The sequence below is a fragment of the Micromonospora sp. NPDC048894 genome, from assembly GCF_040649765.1.
Classification (GTDB): Bacteria; Actinomycetota; Actinomycetes; order Mycobacteriales; family Micromonosporaceae; genus Micromonospora; species Micromonospora antibiotica.
In genome coordinates, this window is sequence record NZ_JBEZFY010000010.1 from 63,164 (window position 1) to 83,253 (window position 20,090).

Annotated in this window: 18 protein-coding genes; 3 read left to right on the top strand and 15 right to left on the bottom strand. The window is 72.8% G+C overall.

Annotation, left to right across the window (positions count from 1 at the left end; genetic code table 11):
* Positions 1-7: 7 nt before the first annotated feature.
* On the bottom strand, positions 8-1,258 hold the full coding sequence (locus AB0C22_RS21690) for a D-alanyl-D-alanine carboxypeptidase (RefSeq protein WP_357536673.1): 1,251 nt from the start codon (positions 1,256-1,258) through the stop codon (positions 8-10).
* 371 nt (positions 1,259-1,629) lie between these two features.
* On the opposite strand from AB0C22_RS21690, the gene AB0C22_RS21695 reads away from it, so the two are divergent.
* The gene (locus AB0C22_RS21695; RefSeq protein ID WP_219462305.1) at positions 1,630-2,823 is read left to right on the top strand and encodes a hypothetical protein; all 1,194 of its coding nucleotides are present in this window, start codon (positions 1,630-1,632) and stop codon (positions 2,821-2,823) included.
* Between the two features lie 186 nt (positions 2,824-3,009).
* On the opposite strand, the gene AB0C22_RS21700 is transcribed toward AB0C22_RS21695, so the two are convergent.
* Entirely contained in the window at positions 3,010-3,729 is a 720-nt protein-coding gene (locus AB0C22_RS21700) for a MerR family transcriptional regulator (protein WP_219462307.1), read from the bottom strand.
* A 134-nt stretch (positions 3,730-3,863) separates the two neighbouring features.
* Between AB0C22_RS21700 and AB0C22_RS21705 the strand changes: the two genes are divergently transcribed.
* Positions 3,864-6,140: an excinuclease ABC subunit UvrA gene (locus AB0C22_RS21705; RefSeq protein ID WP_357536676.1), complete on the top strand. Its 2,277-nt coding sequence runs from the start codon at positions 3,864-3,866 to the stop codon at positions 6,138-6,140.
* Positions 6,141-6,219: 79 nt separating this feature from the next.
* On the opposite strand, the gene AB0C22_RS21710 is transcribed toward AB0C22_RS21705, so the two are convergent.
* The 7 genes from AB0C22_RS21710 to AB0C22_RS21740 form a co-directional block, all read right to left on the bottom strand.
* Complete coding sequence (locus tag AB0C22_RS21710) at positions 6,220-6,633, bottom strand: protein-tyrosine phosphatase family protein (protein WP_308290762.1); 414 nt, start codon at positions 6,631-6,633, stop codon at positions 6,220-6,222.
* A 547-nt stretch (positions 6,634-7,180) separates the two neighbouring features.
* Positions 7,181-7,780 (bottom strand): hypothetical protein, encoded by a 600-nt coding sequence (locus tag AB0C22_RS21715; protein ID WP_357536678.1) that lies wholly within the window; start codon positions 7,778-7,780, stop codon positions 7,181-7,183.
* 464 nt (positions 7,781-8,244) lie between these two features.
* The gene (locus AB0C22_RS21720) at positions 8,245-8,556 is read right to left on the bottom strand and encodes a MazG-like family protein (protein ID WP_219462314.1); all 312 of its coding nucleotides are present in this window, start codon (positions 8,554-8,556) and stop codon (positions 8,245-8,247) included.
* Between the two features lie 210 nt (positions 8,557-8,766).
* Entirely contained in the window at positions 8,767-9,405 is a 639-nt protein-coding gene (locus AB0C22_RS21725; protein ID WP_219462317.1) for a hypothetical protein, read from the bottom strand.
* 12 nt (positions 9,406-9,417) lie between these two features.
* Positions 9,418-11,202 carry a DUF4012 domain-containing protein gene (locus AB0C22_RS21730; protein WP_357536681.1) on the bottom strand — a complete coding sequence of 595 codons (1,785 nt, stop codon included), beginning with the start codon at positions 11,200-11,202 and terminating at the stop codon, positions 9,418-9,420.
* Positions 11,203-11,321: 119 nt separating this feature from the next.
* A complete protein-coding gene (locus AB0C22_RS21735) occupies positions 11,322-12,533 on the bottom strand; it encodes a glycosyltransferase family 4 protein (protein ID WP_208570726.1) in 1,212 nt (403 codons plus the stop codon).
* A 127-nt stretch (positions 12,534-12,660) separates the two neighbouring features.
* Positions 12,661-14,118 (bottom strand): polysaccharide biosynthesis tyrosine autokinase, encoded by a 1,458-nt coding sequence (locus tag AB0C22_RS21740; protein ID WP_208570725.1) that lies wholly within the window; start codon positions 14,116-14,118, stop codon positions 12,661-12,663.
* Positions 14,119-14,306: 188 nt separating this feature from the next.
* Here AB0C22_RS21740 and AB0C22_RS21745 point away from each other — a divergent pair, with 188 nt between their 5' ends.
* Complete coding sequence (locus tag AB0C22_RS21745; RefSeq protein ID WP_357536683.1) at positions 14,307-16,184, top strand: nucleoside-diphosphate sugar epimerase/dehydratase; 1,878 nt, start codon at positions 14,307-14,309, stop codon at positions 16,182-16,184.
* Positions 16,185-16,244: 60 nt separating this feature from the next.
* Here the strand turns inward: AB0C22_RS21745 and AB0C22_RS21750 are convergent, their stop codons facing one another.
* The 6 genes from AB0C22_RS21750 to egtC all read right to left on the bottom strand — a co-directional run bounded on the left by AB0C22_RS21750 (position 16,245) and on the right by egtC (position 20,079).
* The gene (locus AB0C22_RS21750; RefSeq protein WP_357536685.1) at positions 16,245-16,448 is read right to left on the bottom strand and encodes a hypothetical protein; all 204 of its coding nucleotides are present in this window, start codon (positions 16,446-16,448) and stop codon (positions 16,245-16,247) included.
* 104 nt (positions 16,449-16,552) lie between these two features.
* Positions 16,553-16,852 carry a hypothetical protein gene (locus AB0C22_RS21755; protein WP_357536687.1) on the bottom strand — a complete coding sequence of 100 codons (300 nt, stop codon included), beginning with the start codon at positions 16,850-16,852 and terminating at the stop codon, positions 16,553-16,555.
* A complete protein-coding gene (locus AB0C22_RS21760) occupies positions 16,849-17,268 on the bottom strand; it encodes a DUF1622 domain-containing protein (protein WP_357536689.1) in 420 nt (139 codons plus the stop codon). The genes AB0C22_RS21755 and AB0C22_RS21760 overlap by 4 nt, the downstream gene beginning before the upstream one ends.
* Before the next feature lie 57 nt (positions 17,269-17,325).
* Entirely contained in the window at positions 17,326-17,913 is a 588-nt protein-coding gene (locus AB0C22_RS21765; protein WP_208570720.1) for a TMEM165/GDT1 family protein, read from the bottom strand.
* A gap of 383 nt (positions 17,914-18,296) precedes the next feature.
* Complete coding sequence (gene egtD / locus AB0C22_RS21770; RefSeq protein WP_357536691.1) at positions 18,297-19,268, bottom strand: L-histidine N(alpha)-methyltransferase; 972 nt, start codon at positions 19,266-19,268, stop codon at positions 18,297-18,299.
* A 40-nt stretch (positions 19,269-19,308) separates the two neighbouring features.
* On the bottom strand, positions 19,309-20,079 hold the full coding sequence (gene egtC / locus AB0C22_RS21775; RefSeq protein ID WP_357536693.1) for an ergothioneine biosynthesis protein EgtC: 771 nt from the start codon (positions 20,077-20,079) through the stop codon (positions 19,309-19,311).
* Positions 20,080-20,090: the final 11 nt, after the last annotated feature.

Consider the following 20,090-nt stretch of genomic DNA (forward strand, 5'->3'; position numbering starts at 1 on the left):
CCGGCGGTCAGTCCCAGGCGACGCGTCGGCGGACCCGGCGACGGGTCCGCCGACGACCGACAGCGAACAGGACGGCCAACACCCCGACCAGGGCCGCCGCACCGCCGATCACCGCCGTGCCGAGCCAGTGCGGTGCGCCCACCGCCGCACCGGCGGGACCCGGGGCGGCGGCCACCGGGGCGGACGGCGACACCGACGCGCGGGGGGTGGTCACCTCCCCCGGCTCGACCAGCCGCCCGACCGAGGCGTCCCGGGGCAGGCTGAAGCCCCAGTCGAGCAGCCGCGCCCCCTGCTCCCAGCCACGCACCGGGCGGGCCTCCGCACCGAGCAGGGTCACCACCAGCCGACGCCCACCGCGTTGCGCGGCTCCGACGTAGGTGTGCCGGGCCAGATCCGTGAAGCCGGTCTTCCCGCCCAACGCCCCCGGGTACCGGTAGATCAACTGGTTCTCGTTCTGGATCTGGAAGCCGGGCTTGCGCAGTGCGGGTTGGGCCGGGATCTGGGTCCGCTCGGTCAGCGCGTACCGGCGGAAGGTGGGGTCGGCGAAACAGACCCGGGCGATCAGCGCCAGGTCGTACGCGCTGGTGAACTGGCCCGGCCCGTCCAACCCGGACGGGGTCACCGCCCGGGTCTGCCACGCGCCGAGCCGACGGGCCTCGGCGTTCATCTCGCGGACCCCGGCGGCGGAGCTGCCCGCGCCCAGCCGGGCCAGCAGGTTGGCCGCGTCGTTGCCGGACTGCAGCAGCAGGCCGAGCCAGGCGGTCTCGACCGAGTAGCGGCCACCGTCGAGCAGGCCGACGGCGGAGCTGCCGGGCTCGATGTCCAGGTCGGCGCGGGTCACCGTGACCACCTGTTTCGGGTTCAGCTTCGGCAGCATGGTGGCGGCGAGGAGCAACTTCTGCACGCTGGCCGGGGTGCCGTACGCGTGTGGGCCGCAGCCGCCGAGGACCGCTCCGGTGTCCAGGTCGGCGACCAGCCACGACGTCGCGGTGACCGGCGGTGGCGCGGGCGTGCCCGGGGGAACGGTCAACCCTGGGGTGGCCAACGACTCTCCGCCCACCGTCTGCTGCTCGGGCACCGCCGGCGGCGGCGCGGGCCGGGGAGGCCGGGTGACCTTCGGCGTCGGCAGCTTCGGGCACGGCACGACGGTCGCGCGGGCCGAGCCGGCGCGGCCCGCGACGCCCGCGTGCGCGGGGACCGGCAGTGCCACGGTGAGGAGTACGGCCGCGACGGCGGCGGCCAGGACCCGGGCTCTCATGGTCAGGCACCCTACCGAGGCGGGGCGTCGCTCTCCCAGGGGGCGCGACCGGCCCGACGGGAGCGGGTCGCCTCACTGTCGATGATCACAGCATTACTCCACGTTACCGAAATTGCTGCCGCAGGGCACGGGCGGGATCGCTCCCATGCGCTCTGAGCTGCGGTTTTACCGACGACCACGGAGTGCGACCGGAAGCTCACCGAAATTCTTGAACGATCTCCGAGTGGTCCCCGTATCCATCGCCGCAAGGACGGACCGGGGCGCTGCCGAGTACGAGGCGGCGGACGACGGCCCACCTTCACCCCAGCCACCGTCGGACCGACCGGACGCGACACCCGTCGACGGTCCGCCGGAGATCAGAGGAGAGGTACATGGCCAGGCCAATGCGGAAGAATTCCGTTCTCAAGCTCGGCGGAGTGGGCGCCCTGGCGGTGCTGCTCCTGGGTGGCGGCCTGCAGCTCGCCTCCGCCGCCGAGAACACCGGCAGCAGCGCCGCGCAGACCGTGAACTGCCCCACCGTACGGGACAAGCTGCCGGCGGTCCCGGCGGCGGCCGCCGCCGGGGTGGAGCGGGAACTGGCCAACCTGGACGAGGAGATCGCCCGGCAGAACGAGCGGCTGGCCAAGCAGGCCGCCGACCCTCAGGGCGGCGCCAACTTCATCAACAACGCCATCCTCGGCCCGCTGAAGAGCAAGCGCGTCGCGGTGCTGGACCGCATCGAGATCAACTTCAACCGGGTCGGTGCGCAGCGGCCCAATCTGGACAGCCTGGCCACGTGCGGGTTGAACGCCCCGGGCGTCGCCAGTGTGCTGAACAGCTCCGTCAAGGCCGGCAACGCCGCCACCGGCGGGAACAACACCACTGCCGCCGCCCAGACGGTGAACTGCCCGACGCCGCAGATCCCCGCCGTCCCCGCCCAGGCCGCCGCGAACGTCCAGGCCGAACTGGCCAACCTCGACAAGCAGATCGGCGAAGCCAACGCCCGCCTCGCCCAGCAGGCCGCCAACCCCCAGGGCGGCGCCAACTTCATCAACAACGCCATCCTCGGCCCGCTGAAGGACAAGCGCCAAGCCGCCCTCGACCGCATCGAGATCGCCTTCAACCGCGTCGGCGCACAACGCCCCAACCTCGACAACTTCGCCGCCTGCGGCCTCAACGGCGCGGGTGCCGGGAACGCGGGCGCGGGCAACAACGGTGCCGGGAACAACGGCGCGGGTAACAACGGTGCCGGCAACAACGGCGCGGGCAACAACGGTGCCGGCAACGCGGGGAACGCCCGGACGGTGAACTGCCCGACGCCGCAGATCCCCGCCGTCCCCGCCCAGGCCGCCGCGAACGTCCAGGCCGAACTGGCCAACCTCGACAAGCAGATCGGCGAAGCCAACGCCCGCCTCGCCCAGCAGGCCGCCAACCCCCAGGGCGGCGCCAACTTCATCAACAACGCCATCCTCGGCCCGCTGAAGGACAAGCGCCAAGCCGCCCTCGACCGCATCGAGATCGCCTTCAACCGCGTCGGCGCACAACGCCCCAACCTCGACAACTTCGCCGCCTGCGGCCTCAACTGACCGGTCACTCACGGACGGCCCGGCGGATCATCCGCCGGGCCGTCCGGCTGTGCGCACCCACCCCGGCACACCCGACGTCCCACCCGGCTCAGCACACCCCCGCCGTGGTCAGCGCTCCCCCATCCAGCTCAGTGCGTCCCGACCGACCCGGTACGCCTCGGCCGACTCCAGCGCGCCTCGGTCGGCTCAGTGCGTCCCGGCCGGGCCGGTTTCGGCGAGGTAGTCGGCCAACGCGGCGGAGCCTCGCAGCCGACGCACGCTGCGGACGTGCAGGTCCTGCTCCCGCCGGGCGAGTTCGGCCCGCACCCGGTCCGGTCGGCCGGTGCTGCGCAACTCGTCGAGGACCGCGGTGATGATGTCGAACGGGTACCCGCCCCGACGCAGCAGCGCCACCACCTGCGCCGCCCGCCACTCGGCCACGTCGTACACCCGGTAGCCGGTGCCCCGCTGCCGGTGCGGGCGGAGCAGGCCGCGCTGCTCCCACAGGCGCAGCTGCGAGGTCCGCACCCCGACCTGGGCGGCCACCACACCGATCCGGGCGTCCCGGCGGGGCACAGCCGCCGCCGGACTGTCCAGCACCGTCTCGAAGGCGCCCAGCACCCGGGCGATCTCGGCCCGTTCGCGGTCCAGCTCGGCGTGCCCGGCGTCGAGCGCGGCGAGCGCCGCCGGCAGCTCACCCCGGTGCACGGCGGCCAACACCTCCCGGGTACGCGCCCAGCCGTGCCCCTCGGCCATCCGCCGGGCCACGGCCAGCGCCCGGACGTGGCGTTCGGTGAACATCCGGTAGCCGCTCGGGGTGCGGTCGGCCGGTGGTAGCAGTCCGTCGGCCAGATAGTTGCGCACCTGCTGGGTGGAGATCCCGGCACTGGCCGCGACGTCGACCAACCGCCACCGTCGCTCCCCCATCCGGCCCCTCCGCTCGCCCCCGTCCAGCCTAGTGGTTGCCACGTGGTTTGAGACTTTCCACCCACCTGCACCCGGTCGGCTCGGCGTGCTCCGACAGAAGTCTCAACAGGAGCATGAATGAGAAAATCGAAGGTATGGAGCAATCAGCACGGTCCACCGCCGACCACCACGACATGATCGAGGTACGGGGCGCCCGGGAGAACAACCTCACCGGCGTCTCCGTCGACATACCCAAGCGACGACTCACGGTCTTCACCGGGGTCTCCGGGTCGGGGAAGTCCTCCCTGGTGTTCGGCACCGTCGCCGCCGAGTCCCGCCGCCTGATCAACGAGACCTACAGCGCCTTCCTCCAGTCGTTCATGCCGAACCTGTCCCGCCCCGACGTCGACTCGCTGCGGAACCTGACCCCGGCGATCGTGGTCGACCAGGAACGGATGGGGGCGAACTCCCGCTCCACCGTGGGCACCGCGACCGACGCGTACGCGCTGCTGCGGATCCTGTTCAGCCGGCTCGGCGAGCCACACGTCGGCGGGGCCGGGGCGTTCAGTTTCAACCTCGCCGAGGGCATGTGCCCCACCTGTGAGGGGCTGGGCCGGGTCTCCGACCTCGACGTGTCGGCCATGGTGGACGTGGAACGCTCGCTCAACGACGGGGCGATCCTGGTGCCGAACTTCGCCGTCGACTCCTGGTACTGGCAGACCATCGTCGGGTCCGGCCTGTTCGACCCGGACGTCAAGCTCCAGGACTTCACCGCGCAGCAGTGGGCGGACTTCCTGCACAAGCCGGCCACCAAGATCAAGGTCGGGACCAACAGCTGGACGTACGAGGGGCTGGTGGTGAAGGTCCGCCGGCTCTACCTGGCCAAGGACCGGGAGTCCATGCAGCCGCACATCCGCGCCTTCGTGGACCGGGCGGTCGCCTTCGCCACCTGCGCCGCCTGCGGCGGTGCCCGGCTCAACGCGGCGGCCCTGTCGTCGAGGATCGCCGGGCACAACATCGCCGAGTGCGCGGCCCAGCAGATCAGCGACCTGGCGGAGTTCGTCGGCGGGATCGACGCCCCGTCGGTGGCGCCGCTGGTGGCCGACCTGCGCGACACCCTGGACTCGCTGGTGGAGATCGGCCTCGGCTACCTCAGCCTGGACCGGGAGTCCGGCACCCTCTCCGGCGGCGAGGCGCAGCGGGTGAAGATGGTCCGCCACCTCGGGTCCAGTCTCTCCGACGTGACGTACGTGTTCGACGAGCCGACGGTGGGGCTGCACCCGCACGACATCAACCGGATGAACGACCTGCTGTTGCGGCTACGCGACAAGGGCAACACGGTGCTGGTCGTGGAACACAAGCCGGAGACCATCGCGATCGCCGACCACGTGGTCGACCTCGGCCCGGGAGCCGGCGCGGCGGGCGGTCGGATCTGCTACACCGGGGACGTGACCGGGCTACGGCGCTCCGGCACGCTGACCGGCCGGCACCTCGACCACCGGGTCACCCTGCGGACCGTCGTCCGCACACCCACCGGTCACCTGCCGATCCGGGGCGCCGACCTGCACAACCTGCGCGACGTCGACGTGGACCTGCCGCTGGGGGTGCTGACCGTGGTCACCGGCGTAGCCGGCTCGGGCAAGAGTTCACTGATCCACGGCTCGTTGCCCCGTCGGGACGGGGTCGTGGTGGTCGACCAGTCCGCCATCCGGGGCTCCCGACGCAGCAACCCGGCGACCTGGACCGGCCTGCTCGACCCGATCCGCACCGCGTTCGCCCGCGCCAACGGGGTGAAGGCCGCGCTGTTCAGCGCCAACTCCGAGGGCGCCTGCCCGACCTGCAAGGGAATCGGACTGGTCTACACCGACCTGGCCACGATGGCTGCCGTCGCCACCGTGTGCGAGGCGTGCGAGGGGCGGCGCTACACCCCCGAGGTGCTGAGATACACGCTGCGCGGCCGCAACATCAGCGAGGTGCTCGGCATGTCGGTCACCGAGGCCCGGGAGTTCTTCCCGTCCGGCCCGGCCAGGGTGGTGCTGGACCGACTGGCCGAGGTCGGGCTGGGCTACCTGACCCTGGGGCAACCGCTGACCACCCTCTCCGGTGGGGAACGCCAGCGGCTCAAGCTCGCCGTGCACATGGCCGAGAAGGCCGCCACCTACGTGCTGGACGAGCCGACCACCGGTCTGCACCTGGCCGACGTGGACCAACTCCTGGCCCTGTTGGACCGGCTGGTCGACGCGGGCAACACGGTGGTCGTCATCGAGCACCACCAGGCGGTGATGGCGCACGCCGACTGGATCATCGACCTGGGTCCCGGTGCCGGACACGACGGCGGCCGGATCGTCTTCACCGGCACCCCCGCCGACCTGGTCGCGCACGGTGACACCCTGACCGCCAGCCACCTGCGGGAGTACGTCGCACCCCGGTGACCCCGGATCACCGCCAGCCCGTGGCCGACGCCCACGGACGCCCCTGACCGGCGGGCCGCGAGCACGGGACGCGGTGCGGTCAGCGGCCGGGAAGTCGCCGCAACCAGGCCCGCTGCCAGGGGGTCTCCACGGCTTTCGGGTGGTAGTGGTCGCGGACCCAACCCACCGCCTGTCGGGCCGGCAGTCCGTCGAGGATCGCCAGGGCGGCGAGGGCGGTGCCGGTCCGGCCGATCCCGCCCCGGCAGGCCACCTCCACCCGGGCACCGCCCTGCGCGCGCCGCAACGCCTCGCGCAGGGCGTCCAGGGCGTCCGCGCGGTCGACGGGCAGCCAGAAGTCGGGCCACCGGATGCGCCGGTACGGCCAGGCCGGGGCCGGGCCGGGCGCCAGGATCAGGGCGAAGTCGGCGGGTGACACCGCGTCGGCCACCCGCCGCCCGCGCACGGTCGCGCCGCTGGGCAGGGTGACCACGCCGGTCGAACTGGACCAGTCCACACCGCGATTCTGCCCGGTACGCACACAGCGCGCCGCCCCCGACCCGGGTGGGTCGGGGGCGGCGCGTGTCGATGTGCGGGTCGCCTCTCGGCGCGTGGCGCAACGCGGCTCCAGCCGAACGGAACTCCGCGACGGCATTTCAGGTGAGGCCCGGGGACACCGAACACACCGACACCCTCCACAACGCGGGACCCCACCTCCCCCTTCCCCACCCTCCAGTGACCCCCGTCACTCTCATGTGGCCGCCCCGCTACGACGCCGCACAGCCACGGCACCGGGCTGGCCGAGGTCGCCACCCGCCGCCGGCCACGACAGCAGTGCCGAGAACGAGGGTCTCCATGCACGAAGGAACCTTGCGTGGAGAGTTGTGGTGCCTGGGGCAGCGACAACTCTCCACGATCTTCGGCCGCTTCCGTCGGCCTCCCGGTCCGCCGGCATGACCACGTGCCGGCATGACGGCACGCCGGGCTGTCGGTGGGCGTGGTGTTGGCCGGCACCCCGGGTGTGGGGTGCCGGCCAACGGTGTCGTGGCGTGGTTGCGGGTGGGTCAGCTGTTCCAGTGGTGGGCGACGAGGTCGGCGGCCTGGGTTTCCCACTGGGCGTAGTGGTCGGGGTACGCCGACACCTGGACCGTCTGGGCGGCCTTGGTCAGGGGCATGTCCTGCCAGCCGTCGACCTGCTTGAGGCCCTTGAGGAACGCCAGGGTGGCGTACTCGGGGTCGGTGATCTGCTCCACCGTGCCCCAACCGGACGACGGGCGCTGCTGGAACAGACCCTGCGAGTCGTGGTCGTTGCGGTCGCCGAGGTGACCGAGGTTCTCCAGCTTCGACTCCTGTAGGGCGGTGGCGATGGAGACCACGGCGGCGCGTTCGTCCATGCCGGCCTTCTTCGTGGCGGCGATGATGGCCTTGGCGTTGCCGGTCTGCTCGTCGTTCAGGTCGATGCGGGACTGGTCGCCCTGGACGCCGTGGGGGATCAGCTTGGTCTTGTCCACGGCGGGCTTGTCGGCCTGCACGGTGGTGGCGGCGGCGGCGGGGTGGGTGTCGGTGGCGGCGTGGGCGTGGGTGGCGGGGCCGGCGAGGATGCCGCCGGTGAAGGCGAGGCCGGCGATGCCGAGGGCGGTCTTACGCAGGATGGTGGTGTTCATGGGGGTAGCTCCTTCGGGGTTGACGCCCGGGGACCGACCGGGGGGGCCGGTGTGCCTGCCGGGGGGGGCAGGCGTAGCGGGCGTGGGCACCACGTCGGGGCGCTCAGGTGGGGGGAGTTCGGGGGTCCCGGCCGGGGAGGTGGGCCGCTCGTGCCGGGGTCAGGTGTAACGACCGGGGTGCCGGGGCCATTCCCGCACGGATGCGGAGGCGGGCCGGTCGGGGTGTTGCTGCGGTCGTCCGTGGGGGGTGTAACGACCGTCGGTGCCCGCTCATTCCGCCGGGGGGCGTCGGCCGGGCCGCCGGGGGGTGCTGCTGCGGTCGTACGCAGGGTGTAACGCCTGCGGGCCGGCCCGGATTCCGGCCCGGGGGTGCCGGCGGTCACCGTGGAGGAGAGCCGATGCAGACAAGGCGGACAATCGGCGCGTGCCCGCGACACCACACCACCCATCGGGGCCCGGAGGCGTCACGGGGTGATCCGCGACTCGACCTTCGCGGCGCAGGCGGTCACCACCGAACGGGCGTCCAGGCCCAGGCTCTCGATGGCGACCAGGGCGGTGAAGACCACGTCGGCGAGTTCGGCGGCCACCTCCGCGTGAGTGTGCGTGACTCCCTTGCGCGGGTTCTGGCCCAACGCCCCGATCCACGCCCCGGCCGCCTCACCTGCCTCCTCGGTGAGTTTGAGGATCCGGCAGGTCAGCTCCGTCTGGTCGGTGCCGTTCGCGGCGTCCAGCCAGGCGCGTGCGGACCGGGCCGCGTTCCAGATCGACTCGTCCATCCCGCCAGTGAACCGGACGGGGATGACGATCCGCGTCCGGGGGCGGTCGACACGCCCGACGTCGGTGGGCGGCGGCGGGCCACCCCGGCCGCCCGACGGCACACGCCCCGACGTCGGTGGGTGGCGGCGGGGCCACACCTGCCGCCCGACGGCAGGTGCCCGTCGGACCATGGGTCCGACGGGCACCTGTGCGTACCGGTGCGATCCGGGTCAGCGGGTCATACCGAACCGCTGGCGACGCCGCCAGCCGAACGCGGTGAGCATCAGCACCACACCGGCGCCGACCAGCCCGCCGCCGACCTTCAGGGGCGTGCTCAGGTTGTCACCGGTGACCGGCAGGTGCGGGTGCGGCTTCTTCTTCGGCAGCACGGTGATCGTCGTGCTGGCCGTACGGCCCGACGTACGCCCGGTCGCGGTGAAGGTGAGCCGACCCACGTCGCTCGGCCGGTAGCTCACGGTGAAGTTGCCATTCGCGTCGGTCTGCGCCGTGAAGTGCCGCGGCGCGGGCTGCGGCTGCGAATAGTCGACCTTCACCATCGCGACGGTGGTGCCGTCGCTGCGCCGGGCCGGCGCCTGCCCCGGAACGGCCGCAGCGAGGGGCGCCACGGTGACGTCGATGTCGACGATCTCGTTCGGCCCGAAGCCGGTGCCGGTGAGCACCACGGTCTCGCCGAGGAAGATGGTCGTCGGGTTGGCCGTCAGCGAGGGCGTGGTGGGCGGATAGTCCGGTGGCGGCTGCGGGGTGCTGGTGGTGGCGGGTGGCTGCGGCTGAGCAGCCCCCGCGGCGGTCGGCACGGCCACGATGGCCAGACCGACCGTCAGCGCCATGAGAATGCGGGATAGCCGCATGATGGTCTCCTCCTACTGTTTGCAGCTAGGTGCGGGAACTACTTGGGTGGTCCATGGGGTGGCGGTCGGTGTGTGCCAGAGTTCGGGGGTGCCGGTGGTGTTCCTGCCGGTGAGCAGGTCCACGTCGAGGGTCCGGGTGGTGCCGGGGGCGACGTCGACGGTGGCGATGACCACCTGCCGGCGACGCTCGATCCCACTGCCCAGCGGGGTCGGTTTTCCGTCGACCCGGGCGCTGAGCACCGTGCCGCCCGCCGGGCTGTAGATGGAGATCAGGGTCCGGGCCGTGTACGGGTCGCCGGCCATGCCGAGGCCGAGCACCGACTTGGCGAGACCCGAGTCGGGGGCCGACGAGTGCAGGGTGAAGCGCAGCTTGAGCTGCCGCCGCCCCTCGTCGGCGCAGTCACCGGCGGTGAGGGTCGCCGTCGGCCGCAGGTAGTAGCCGAGCTTCGCGCCACTGCCGTCGTTGAGGAAGACCCCGACGGTCGGGGCGGCCTCCTGTTCGGGGAGGGCACCGGCGAGCCGGGTGTCGGCGAACGTCCGCTGTTCCGTGGATCGGGCACTCCAGAACAGTATCCGTCTTTCCGTGATGGAGCGGTCTAAAGCCGACAAAAGCACTCTTGGGTTGACCTTCTTCGTGAGGAAGGCGTCGAACACGGCGGACGCCGACGCGGCGAAGAAGGCATCCTGGCCGTTGTCGTCCCGCCCCTGGTAGGCGTCGCTGAGCAGGGTGCGCACCACCTGACTGCTGACCAGGGTCGCGTCGCCCGGCACCTGCACCGGCCCGGTGGCCTGGAGCAGGTAGGACAGCATCACCGGGTCGACGGTCAGGACCCCGTCGACGGTCACCCCGCTGTGCCGCCGGTACATCTCCCGGTAGAGCTTCGCCGCGGCAGGGAAGTTCGGGCTCAGGTTGACGTCCGCCGGATAGATGCCCGGCAGGTCGGTGTAGAGCCGGCGTACCTCGTCGTCCACCCGCAGCGCGGGGGTGAACCGGCCGAACTGGGCGCTGGTGCCCTGCTCGCGCATCCGGATCCGCCCGTCGTCGGCGTGGATCACCGCGTACGCGCCGAACATCCCGCCGGTGGCGCGCAGTTCGGCGAGATTCTGCGACAGCAGCAGGTAACTGCGGGGCCCGTCCGCGCCGAGCAGGGCGGGCAGCACCCGGGCGCCCCGATCGGCCGCACCGGTCAGTCCGGCCAGCCGGTCGATCTCCGTACGCAGCTCCGCCAACGCGGTGCCGAGCTGACTGACCAGATCCTCGGCGCGCACCGCGTCGAGGCCGGCCCGGGACCTGCGGACGGCGGCGTCCGCCGCGCTCAGGTCCGCCGAGGCGGCCCGCAGCCGGGCCAGGTCCAGCCGCCCCCCGGACGGCACCAACGTGGTCAGGTCGGTACGCAGCAACGCCGGGAAAGCCTGCCGGGCCAGGTCGTCGATGGCCACCGCGATGGTCCGTACGGCCGCCACGTCGTCGCCGGCGTAGGGGACGTGCCGGGCGAGCCACCACCCGGGGTCACCGGTGGCGGTCCGGGCCGCACCGGCCTGCTCCTGCAACGCCGCCAGCGTGCGCTGGGCGCGGTCGAGGTCGCCGCCGAGCACCTGGGTGCTCAGCTCGCGGGCGAGCCCGGCCGCGTTGACCAGGTGGGCGCGTGCCTGCCAGCCACGGAAGCCCACCCACCCGGCCGCGCCGAACAGCACCGACCCGACGACCAGGGCGACCAACAGGGCCCGCCGGACCCGCCGCCGGGTCCGCCGTCGCAGTCTTCGTCGGCCGCTGCGCGACCCACCGTTCTCCGCCACGCCGTGCTCCACTCTCGCCTGGGGCGATATGACCATCAGTGGGTTTTCTAGCATGATTGGCGATGTTCTGATGCTTGTACGGGCTTTTTACTAGTTGGTGGACCGGGCCCGGCCGATCGTCAGCGGCGGACCGCGATCTCCCGAAGCAACGCCTCGATCCGGTCCACCCCGGCCCGCAACGACATCTCCCGCAGATAGGTCTCCCGCCCCCGCCGGCCCATCTCGACCCGGGCCGGCGCGGGGATGGTGGTGGCCAGCCAGAACCGGTCGGCCAACGCGGCCCAGTCCTCGGGTGGGCAGGAGAGCCCGGCGCGGGCCCGCTCCACCAGGGCCGCGGTGTCCCCACCGGCCGAGGCCACCATCGGGGCGGCGCAGGCCAGCGCGGACTGCACCTTGCTCGGCACCGTCCCGCTCAGCTCGGGAAGGTCGCGCAGGGTCACCAGCTGGTAGTCGGCGGCGGCGTACAGCTCGGGCATGTCCAGCGGAGACCGCCGCTCGAGGAAGCGCACGTTGTCGGCGCCCAACTCGGTGGCGAGCCCCCGGACCCGCCGTTCCTGCGCCCCGGAGCCCACCAGCACCAGGTCCATCCGGTCGTCGAGCGCCGCCGCCGCCCGTACCGCGGTCTCCAGGCCCTGGCGTACGCCGATCGTGCCGGCGTGCATGACCACGCAGCGGGCGTCCCGGCGAACCAGCGCCTGGGCGTCGCGGCCCGGTCGCACCGGCTGGAAGATCCGTTCGTCGGTCCAGTTGAGCACCGTGCGCACCCGCGCCTCGGCCACCCCGTCGGCGACCACCAGCTCCCGCATGGACGGGGCGGTGACCGCCACCGCGTCGGCCTCCCGCAGCACCCGGCGCATGGTGGTGGCGATCCGGCCGGGCCGGGCCTGCGCGGCCTGCCCCGGGGCGACCTCCCCGGTCCACAGGTCCTGCACGTGCAGGACGGTGGGCACCCGGCCGAGCAGCCGCAGCAACCCGGCGGTGGCGAAGGTGGTCGCGGGAAACTGGAAGACGTACAGCACGTCGACGTCGGCCAGGTACCGCCGGCCCGCCAACGCGGCGCTGCCGGCGAAGGAGAGATAGCCGGCCATCCGGGCGACGGGCGAGGCGTCCCCGCCGGCATAGCGGGGCACCCGACGCACGGTCAACCGCTCGCTGCGGGTCACGTGCCGAAAGCGTTGCCGCCAGCCCGGATAGACCTGGCCGCCGGGATAGTCCGGAAAGCCGGTCAGCACCCGCACCTCGTGTCCGCGCCGGGCCAGCTCCTCGGCGAGGCTGCCGGGGATGAAGGCCGGTTCCGGCGGGAAGTGGTACGACAGGATCCCGACCTTCATCGTCGCGCTCCCCCGCCCGTACCGCCGCCGGCCGACCGGCGCACGCGGTCGGCCGGCGCCGGGGGGCGGCGGCGAACCGCCGCCCCCGACCCGGGGCATCCCCGCGCTGCCGGACCCGGAGCAGCACTCATCGCGGCAGCCGGGTGAGTTCCTGCGTCCGGTCGCCGACGGGGGGCAGCCCCTGATCGCCGCGCTGGGCGGCGGTGGCCCGATCGGCCGGGACCGACGCCCCGGTCGCGGTGGCGATCCGGTACGCCTCGTACTGGTAGGCGTCCGCCCGGGCCACCTTGGCCATGTTGAGCACGCAGCCGAGCAGCCGCACCGACACGGAGTGCAGGGAGCGGGCCGCCGCGGCGGCCTGGGCACGCGAGGTACGCCCCTGCTGGGTGACCAGCAACGCGCCGTCGGCCTGCACGGCCACCACCACGCCGTCGGTGACGGCCAGCAGCGGTGCGGTGTCGATCACCACGATGTCCGCCGACTCGCGCAGGGCGAGCAGCAGGTCCGCCATCGCCTTCGAGCCCAGCAGTTCGCTGGGGTTCGGGGGGGTCGAGCCGCTGGGCAGCACCAGCAGCGACTTGTCGCCCCAACGCTGCACCACGTCGCCCACCTGGACGTCGCCGACGAGCACGTCGGTGAGGCCCACGCCGCCGTCGACCCCGAGATAGTCGGCGACCTTCGGGCGACGCAGGTCGGCGTCGACCAGCAGCACCCGCCAACCCGCCTCGGCCAACGCGATCGCCAGGTTGCAGGACAGGGTGGTCTTGCCCTCCCCCTGCAACGCGCTGGTCACCGCGATCACCCGGGCGGGCTCGTGCACGTCCACGAAGCGCAGGTTGGTCCGCAGTTTCCGGACCGCCTCCGCGCGGGCCGAGGTCGCCGCGTCCCCGACGATCAGCGGTGCCGCCTTGGCGCCCTGGTCGAAGGGGATGTCGCCGAGCAGGGGGCTACCGGTGGCCCGCTGCAACCCGGCGGCGTCGCGCAGCCGCACGTCGACCATGCCGCGCAGCACCGCGAGCGCCACGCCGAGCAGGAGCCCGACCAGGACACCGAGGGCGAGATTGCGGTTGGGCTGCGGGGAGACCGGGCTGGCGCTGACCCGGGGGCCACCCACCACCTCGATCCGGGTGGGACCGGCCTTGCCGTCCGAGGTGGTCTCGATCTTCTTGACCAGCTCGACGAACTTCGCCGACAGGGCCTCGGTGACCTTCATGGCCCGGGCCTGGTCGGTGTCGGTGACGGTGGCACGCAGCAGCACGGTGCCCGGCTCGGTCGAGGTGGCGACCCGCCGCTGGACGTCGTCGGCGGTCAGGCCGAGGGCGGTCTCAGCGACCATGGCCTGCGCCAGGCGGTCACTGCGCAGCAGGTCGGCGTAGGACTTCACGCGTTGCTGGAGGAACAGCTCGCCCTGGTAGGCGTTGCTGACGCCCTGGTTGGGGGCGGTGACGAAGAAGGTCACCGAGGCCACGTACCGGGGCGCCGTACGGACGGTGACCAGCGCCGCCGAGCCGACCGTGAGCATCAGGGTGACCAGGACGATCCACCAGTGTCGGCGGACCAGGCGCAGGCAGGTGCGGACGTCCATCACGCCCTCCGTTCCGGCGGAACGGTCAGCTGGTGAAAAAGCACGAAGTCTCCCTAGGTTCCCATAACAGCGTGAGAGTATCTAAACCCTGCATGTAGTCCGTTAGACGGCAAAAGCAACGTATACGATGCAAACCTCTTAGCAGTGCCGAATCCTCGCAATAGCGAAACAAAACGCAGAGGACGCCAATGAACCACGTAGACCCCCTGCCCGACGACGCCCCCATCCAGCGGCGCGATTGGGTGACCCGACGCGCGAAGGCCCTGTCATTGCTAACGCTCGACACCGCTTCCTGGTGCGCGGGCTTTCTGATCGCCTCCTGGGCGCGCTACGAGTTCGGCATCACGCCCCGGCAGTGCGCGCTCGCCCTCGGGGCCGCCGGCGTGTGCGCGGTCATCCACGCCGCCCTCGAACAGGTACGGTTCACCGCCCGGGGCCGGCACCCGGTCGGCAGCGTCGGCGAGGCCCGTGACCTGGGTGGCACCGTGGTGCTGGCCGCCGCCGTGGCCCTGGCCGCGCTGCTGCCGATGACGGACCGACCGGTCCCCGCCAGCGTGCCGGTCCTCGGTGCCGCCGTGGCGCTGCTGATGATGGGGGCCGGCCGGGTCACCTACCGGTGGCGACGCGACCGGGACGCCCGACCGGCCCGCTCCGCCGACCGGACCCTCATCTACGGTGTCGACGCCGCCAGCGAACGCCTGGTCCGGGTGCTGCTCGGCGACCCGGCCAGCGGATACCTGCCGGTGGGACTGCTCGACGACGACCCCGACAAACAGGGGCTGCGGGTGGCCGGGCTGCGGGTGCTCGGTGGTCGGGACCGGCTCACCCAGGCGGTCCGGGACACCCGGGCCAGCACCGTGATCTTCTCGATCAACGGCTCGGACGCGGCGTTGATGCGCGACGTGCGCAGCCGCACCCTGCAGGCCGGTGCCGCGTTCAAGGTGCTCCCGCCGGTACGGGAACTGCTCGACCGCCCGGTCACCGCCGACGCCGTACGCGACCTGCAACTCACCGACCTGCTCGGCCGGGCCCAACGGGTCGCCGAACTGACCGTGGAACGCAACGGTCTCGCCGGACGCCGGGTCCTGGTCACCGGGGCCGGAGGGTCGATCGGCTCGGAGCTGTGCCGGCAGATCGCCCGCTGCGACCCCGGTGAGCTGATGATGCTGGACCGGGACGAGTCCGCGTTGCACGCCCTGCAGATGTCCCTGCACGGCCGGGCGCTGCTGGACGGGCCGGAGCTGATCCTCGCCGACATCCGCGACGGTGACGGCATCGCCCGGATCATCGCCGACCGGCGGCCCGACATCGTCTTCCACGCCGCCGCACTCAAGCACCTCACGCTGCTGCAACGGCACCCCGGCGAGGCGGTCAAGACCAACGTCCAGGGCACCCTCAACGTGCTGGAGGCATGCCGGGACGTCGCCGAGTTCGTGAACATCTCCACCGACAAGGCGGCCAACCCGATCAGCGTGCTGGGCTACTCCAAGCGGATCACCGAGCGGCTGATGGCGCACTACGCCGACCGGTACGGCGCGAAGTTCCTCAGCGTCCGCTTCGGCAACGTACTCAGCAGCCGGGGCTCGGTGCTCACCGCCTTCCAGGCCCAGGTCCGGGCCGGGCTCCCGATCACCGTGACCCACCCGGACGTGACCCGGTACTTCATGACCATGCAGGAGGCGGTGCACCTGGTGCTCCAGGCCGCCGTCCTGGGCCGGGGCGGCGAGGCGCTGGTGCTGGACATGGGCGAGCCGGTACGCATCGCCGAGGTGGCCCAACGGCTGGCCGCCGAGGCGTCCCCGCCGCCCGAGATCGTCTACACCGGTCTGCGCCCCGGGGAGAAACTGCACGAGGACCTGTTCGGCGTCGACGAGATCGACAGCCGACCGCTGCACCCGCTCATCTCCCACGTCCGGGTGCCCGCGCTGGCCCCCGAGGAACTGGCCGGGCTCGACCCGTACGGCGACCCCGACGAGATGGTCAAACGGCTGGCGGCGTGCTGCGACGACAACCTCGCCCGGCTCGGCGACACCACCCGGCTCTCCGCGCTGCCGTCCCCCCGCTGAGCCCACCGTCCGCCCGGTGCCGTCCCCAGCCGGGGACCACCGGGCGGACGGTCGTGACGGTCAACGACCGCGGTGCGCCGTACGGTCCCGCCCGTCCGGTTCGGTCTCCTCCAACGCTTCGGCGACCGCCTCGGTCAGGTCGTCGCCCGGCACCGCGACCGCCTCCGCCCGGTCCTGCTCGTCGGGGCGACCGCCCGGCTGGGGCTGGGGGGCGGTGGCCCCGCCCGCGAAGCCGTACTCGTTGGGCTCGTCGTGCCGGCTCATAGGGGAATCCTTCCCGTCACCTTCGGTTCGTGCCGTGCCACCCCCGGTGGGGGTGGCACGGCTTACCCGTCCCGACGGGTCGGTAGTCCGCCAGCGGGTGGAAGTCAGCCAGCGGGCGGTGGCCCGCCCGGGGGACCCGGGCCGCCAGAGGGCTGGTGGTCGGCGGGGGCCGGCGTGCCCAGGCCGGCCCAGAGCACCCGGCGCAGCACGATGACCGCCACCGTCGTCGCCAACGCCGGCCAGCTCCGCCCACCCGGCAGCCGGAGCAGACCCGCAGCTACCAGCAGTTCGAGCAGCACCCCCAGGGCGGTCCGCCAGGACCGCACCGTCAGCAGCACCACACCACCGACACCCAGGGCGAGGGCGCTCACCACGGCGGCGAGCGGGGCGGCGAGACCGCTCATCCGGGCGACCCGCCACCTGCGGCCCCGGTCGGCGTCGGCTGCGGGTCGGGGTGCGGTCGACCACCCGCGTCGGCGCCCACCTGCCGCTGCTCCTGGGCGATCTCCCGGCGCAGCACGACGTTCAACGCGGTCCGGATGGTGGCGATCGCGGCCAGCTGACCGAGCTGGGCGAAGGTCGGCGACACCGCGGTACGCAGGATGTCCGCCGCCAACTGGAACTCCAGGCCGAGGGTGAGGAACCGGCCGAGGGAGAGCCGGATCGGGGTGAACACGGCGGCGCTGCGGTGTCGCAGCCCCTCGACCACGAACCGCAGCGCCGCCCAGAGCGCGCCGACGACGATGACCGTCGCACCGAAGGTCTCCACCACGCCCACCACGACCGTGTCGCCGTGGCGCAGCAACTCGTCCACCCTCACCGGGTGGCGTTACCCGCCCCCGGACCGGCTAGTCGGAGGACCCGGCCAGCCGCACGGTCAGGACAGCTCCCGCACCGCCTCCAGGATCAACCACAGGCCGCAGATGGCGAAGAGCACCGCCGCGCCGTACCGGATGGTCTTCTCCGGCAGGTGCCGACCGAGCAACCGGCCGACCAGGATGGCCAGGGCGTCGGCGGCCACCATGCCGAGGGTCGAGCCGAGCCAGGTGCCGAACCAGCCGTACTTGGTGGCCAGGGTGATGGTGGCCAGCATCGTCTTGTCGCCCAACTCGGCCAGGAAGAAGGCGACACCGACGGCGAAGACGGCGGACTTGCCGGTCTTCTCCGCCTTGCGTTTCTCCTCCTCGGTGAGCTTGTCCCCGCGCAGCGTCCAGACCCCGAAGCCGAGGAACGCCAGGCCGGCGACCAGCGAGATCCACCCGGTGGGCAGCGCGGCGTTCAGGCCGACCCCGATGGCCACCGAGGCCAGGTGCACGATCGCGGTGGCGACGGTGATGCCGATCAGCACCGGGACCGTCTTGAAGCGGGTGGCGAACGTGAGCGCCATGAGCTGGGACTTGTCCCCCAGCTCGGCGACGAAGATGACGCCGAAGCTGACCACCAGCGCGACGAGGAAACCGTCCATGAGAACCTTCCCGATCAGGCCGGGAGGAGGTGTGGGGCGCCCTCGACCCGGCTGTGACAGCCTGAGTCGAAGGTCTCGCCCGCCCCACCGTGAGGTGGGGCCGCGTGGCCGGGTGCGGAACGCACCAGTGTGTCGACCACGACATTGGGGGCTACTCCCCTTCGCGTCCACCAGCCTAGCCGAGCGGCCCGGCCGACGGGACGTCGGGTGCACATCGTCACCCGGACGCCCCGCCGGCCGACGGGCCGGGGCGGGTCAGGCCGGCGGGGCCGACGTCACCCCGAACGGCCGGGGCGGGTCAGGCCGGCGGGGCCGACGTCACCCCGAACGGCCGGGGCGGGTCAGGCCACCTGGGCCGGCTCACCCCGAACGGCCGGGGCGGGTCACGCCGCCTGGGCCAACGTCACCCCGAACAGGCTGTCCGGGTCGGTCCAGAACCGGGTGGGCAGGAAACCGGCCGCCGTCAGCTCGGCGGCGACCCCCGCCGGCCGGAACTTCGCCGACACCTCGGTGCGCATCTCCTCGTCGGCGGCGAAGTCGACCGTCAGATCGAGCGCCCCGATCCGTACCCGCATCGGGTGCCGGGCCCGCAGCCGCATCTCGATCCACTCCTGCGTGGGGTCCCAGTGGGCGACGTGGGCGAACGCGTCCGGATCGAAGTCGGCGGCCAACTCCCGGTTGATCACCCGGAGCACGTTGCGGTTGAACTCGGCGGTGACCCCGGCCGCGTCGTCGTAGGCGGGCACGATCACCGCCGGGTCCTTCACCAGGTCGGTGCCGATCAGCAGGTGGTCGCCCGGCTCCAGGGCCGCCCGCATGGCGGCCAGGAAGCCGACCCGCTCGGCCGGCAGCAGGTTGCCGATGGTGCCGCCCAGGAAGGCCACCAGCCGTCGGCCACCGGTCGGCAACCGGTCCAGCTGCCGGGTGAAGTCACCGACGATGCCGCGGACCCGCAACGCCGGATAGTCGGTGGCGATCTGCGCGGTGGACTGCCGCAGCGCGCTCACCGACACGTCCAGCGGCACGAAGGTGCCCAGCCCGCCGTGCCGGGTGAACGCGTCCAGCAGCAGCCGCGTCTTCTCCGACGAACCGGAGCCCAGCTCGATCAACGTCTTCGCCCCGGTCGACGCCGCGATGTCGGCCGCCCGCTCGGCGAGCACCGCCCGTTCCGCCCGGGTCGGGTAGTACTCCGGCAGCCGGGTGATCTCCTCGAACAACTCGCTGCCCCGGGCGTCGTAGAACCACTTCGGTGGCAGCCACTTCGGGTCGGCCGCGAGCCCGGTCCGCACATCGGACCGCAGCGCCCGGTCGAGGTCCCGCTCCTCCAGGTAGATCTCCAGCGGTTCCGCGCTCATGTCGTCCTCTCCTGCACCGAAAACGTCCTGTTCCGTCGGGTCACTCCAGCTCGCCGACGTGCACCCCGTCCGGTCCCGCCCGGACCCACCGCCGGTCGGGCACCTCCCGCCAGCCGGGCGCGTCGTCCACCGGCTCGGAGGCCAGCAGCGCCGTGCCGTCGTCGGCGCGCACCGACAACGCGTGCCCCCACACGCTCGCCACCACCGACACGCCGTCGGTGAGCAGCAGGTTCAGCCGTGATCCCGGGGCTGCGGCGGCCACCTCCCGGACGGTCGCGGTGACCCCCTCGGCCAGCGACGCGCCGGCCCGCAACCGGTGCCGGACCAGCGCCCACAGCAGCGCCGAGTCGGTCGGCGCGTCGAGGGTGAGCAGATCCCGCACCGGCAGTCCCCCGGCCAGTTCGACGACCGAGTCCGGCCAGCCGCGCACCACCCCGTTGTGGCTGAACAGCCAGCGCCCCTCGGCGAAGGGCGCGGCAGCGCTCTCCTGCACCGGCATGCCGACCGTGGCGGAGCGCACCGCCGCCAGCACCGCGCCGGAGGTGGTCACCCCGGCCAGCTCGGGCAGGGTCGGGTCGGACCAGATCGGGCCGGCCCGGCGGTACCGCACCGGATCCCCGCCGCGACCGTCGTCCCCGCCCGGCCGGCCGGTGCCGGGATACCAGCCGACACCGAAGCCGTCGACGTTGACCGTGCCGCCGCCACGCATGTCCCGGGGGGCCCAGGACTGCCGCACCAGCGAGTGCGGCGGGTCGTACAGCAGCGACCGCAGGGTCACCGGGGGGCCGAGGTACGCCAGGTGCCGGCACATCAGGCGACACC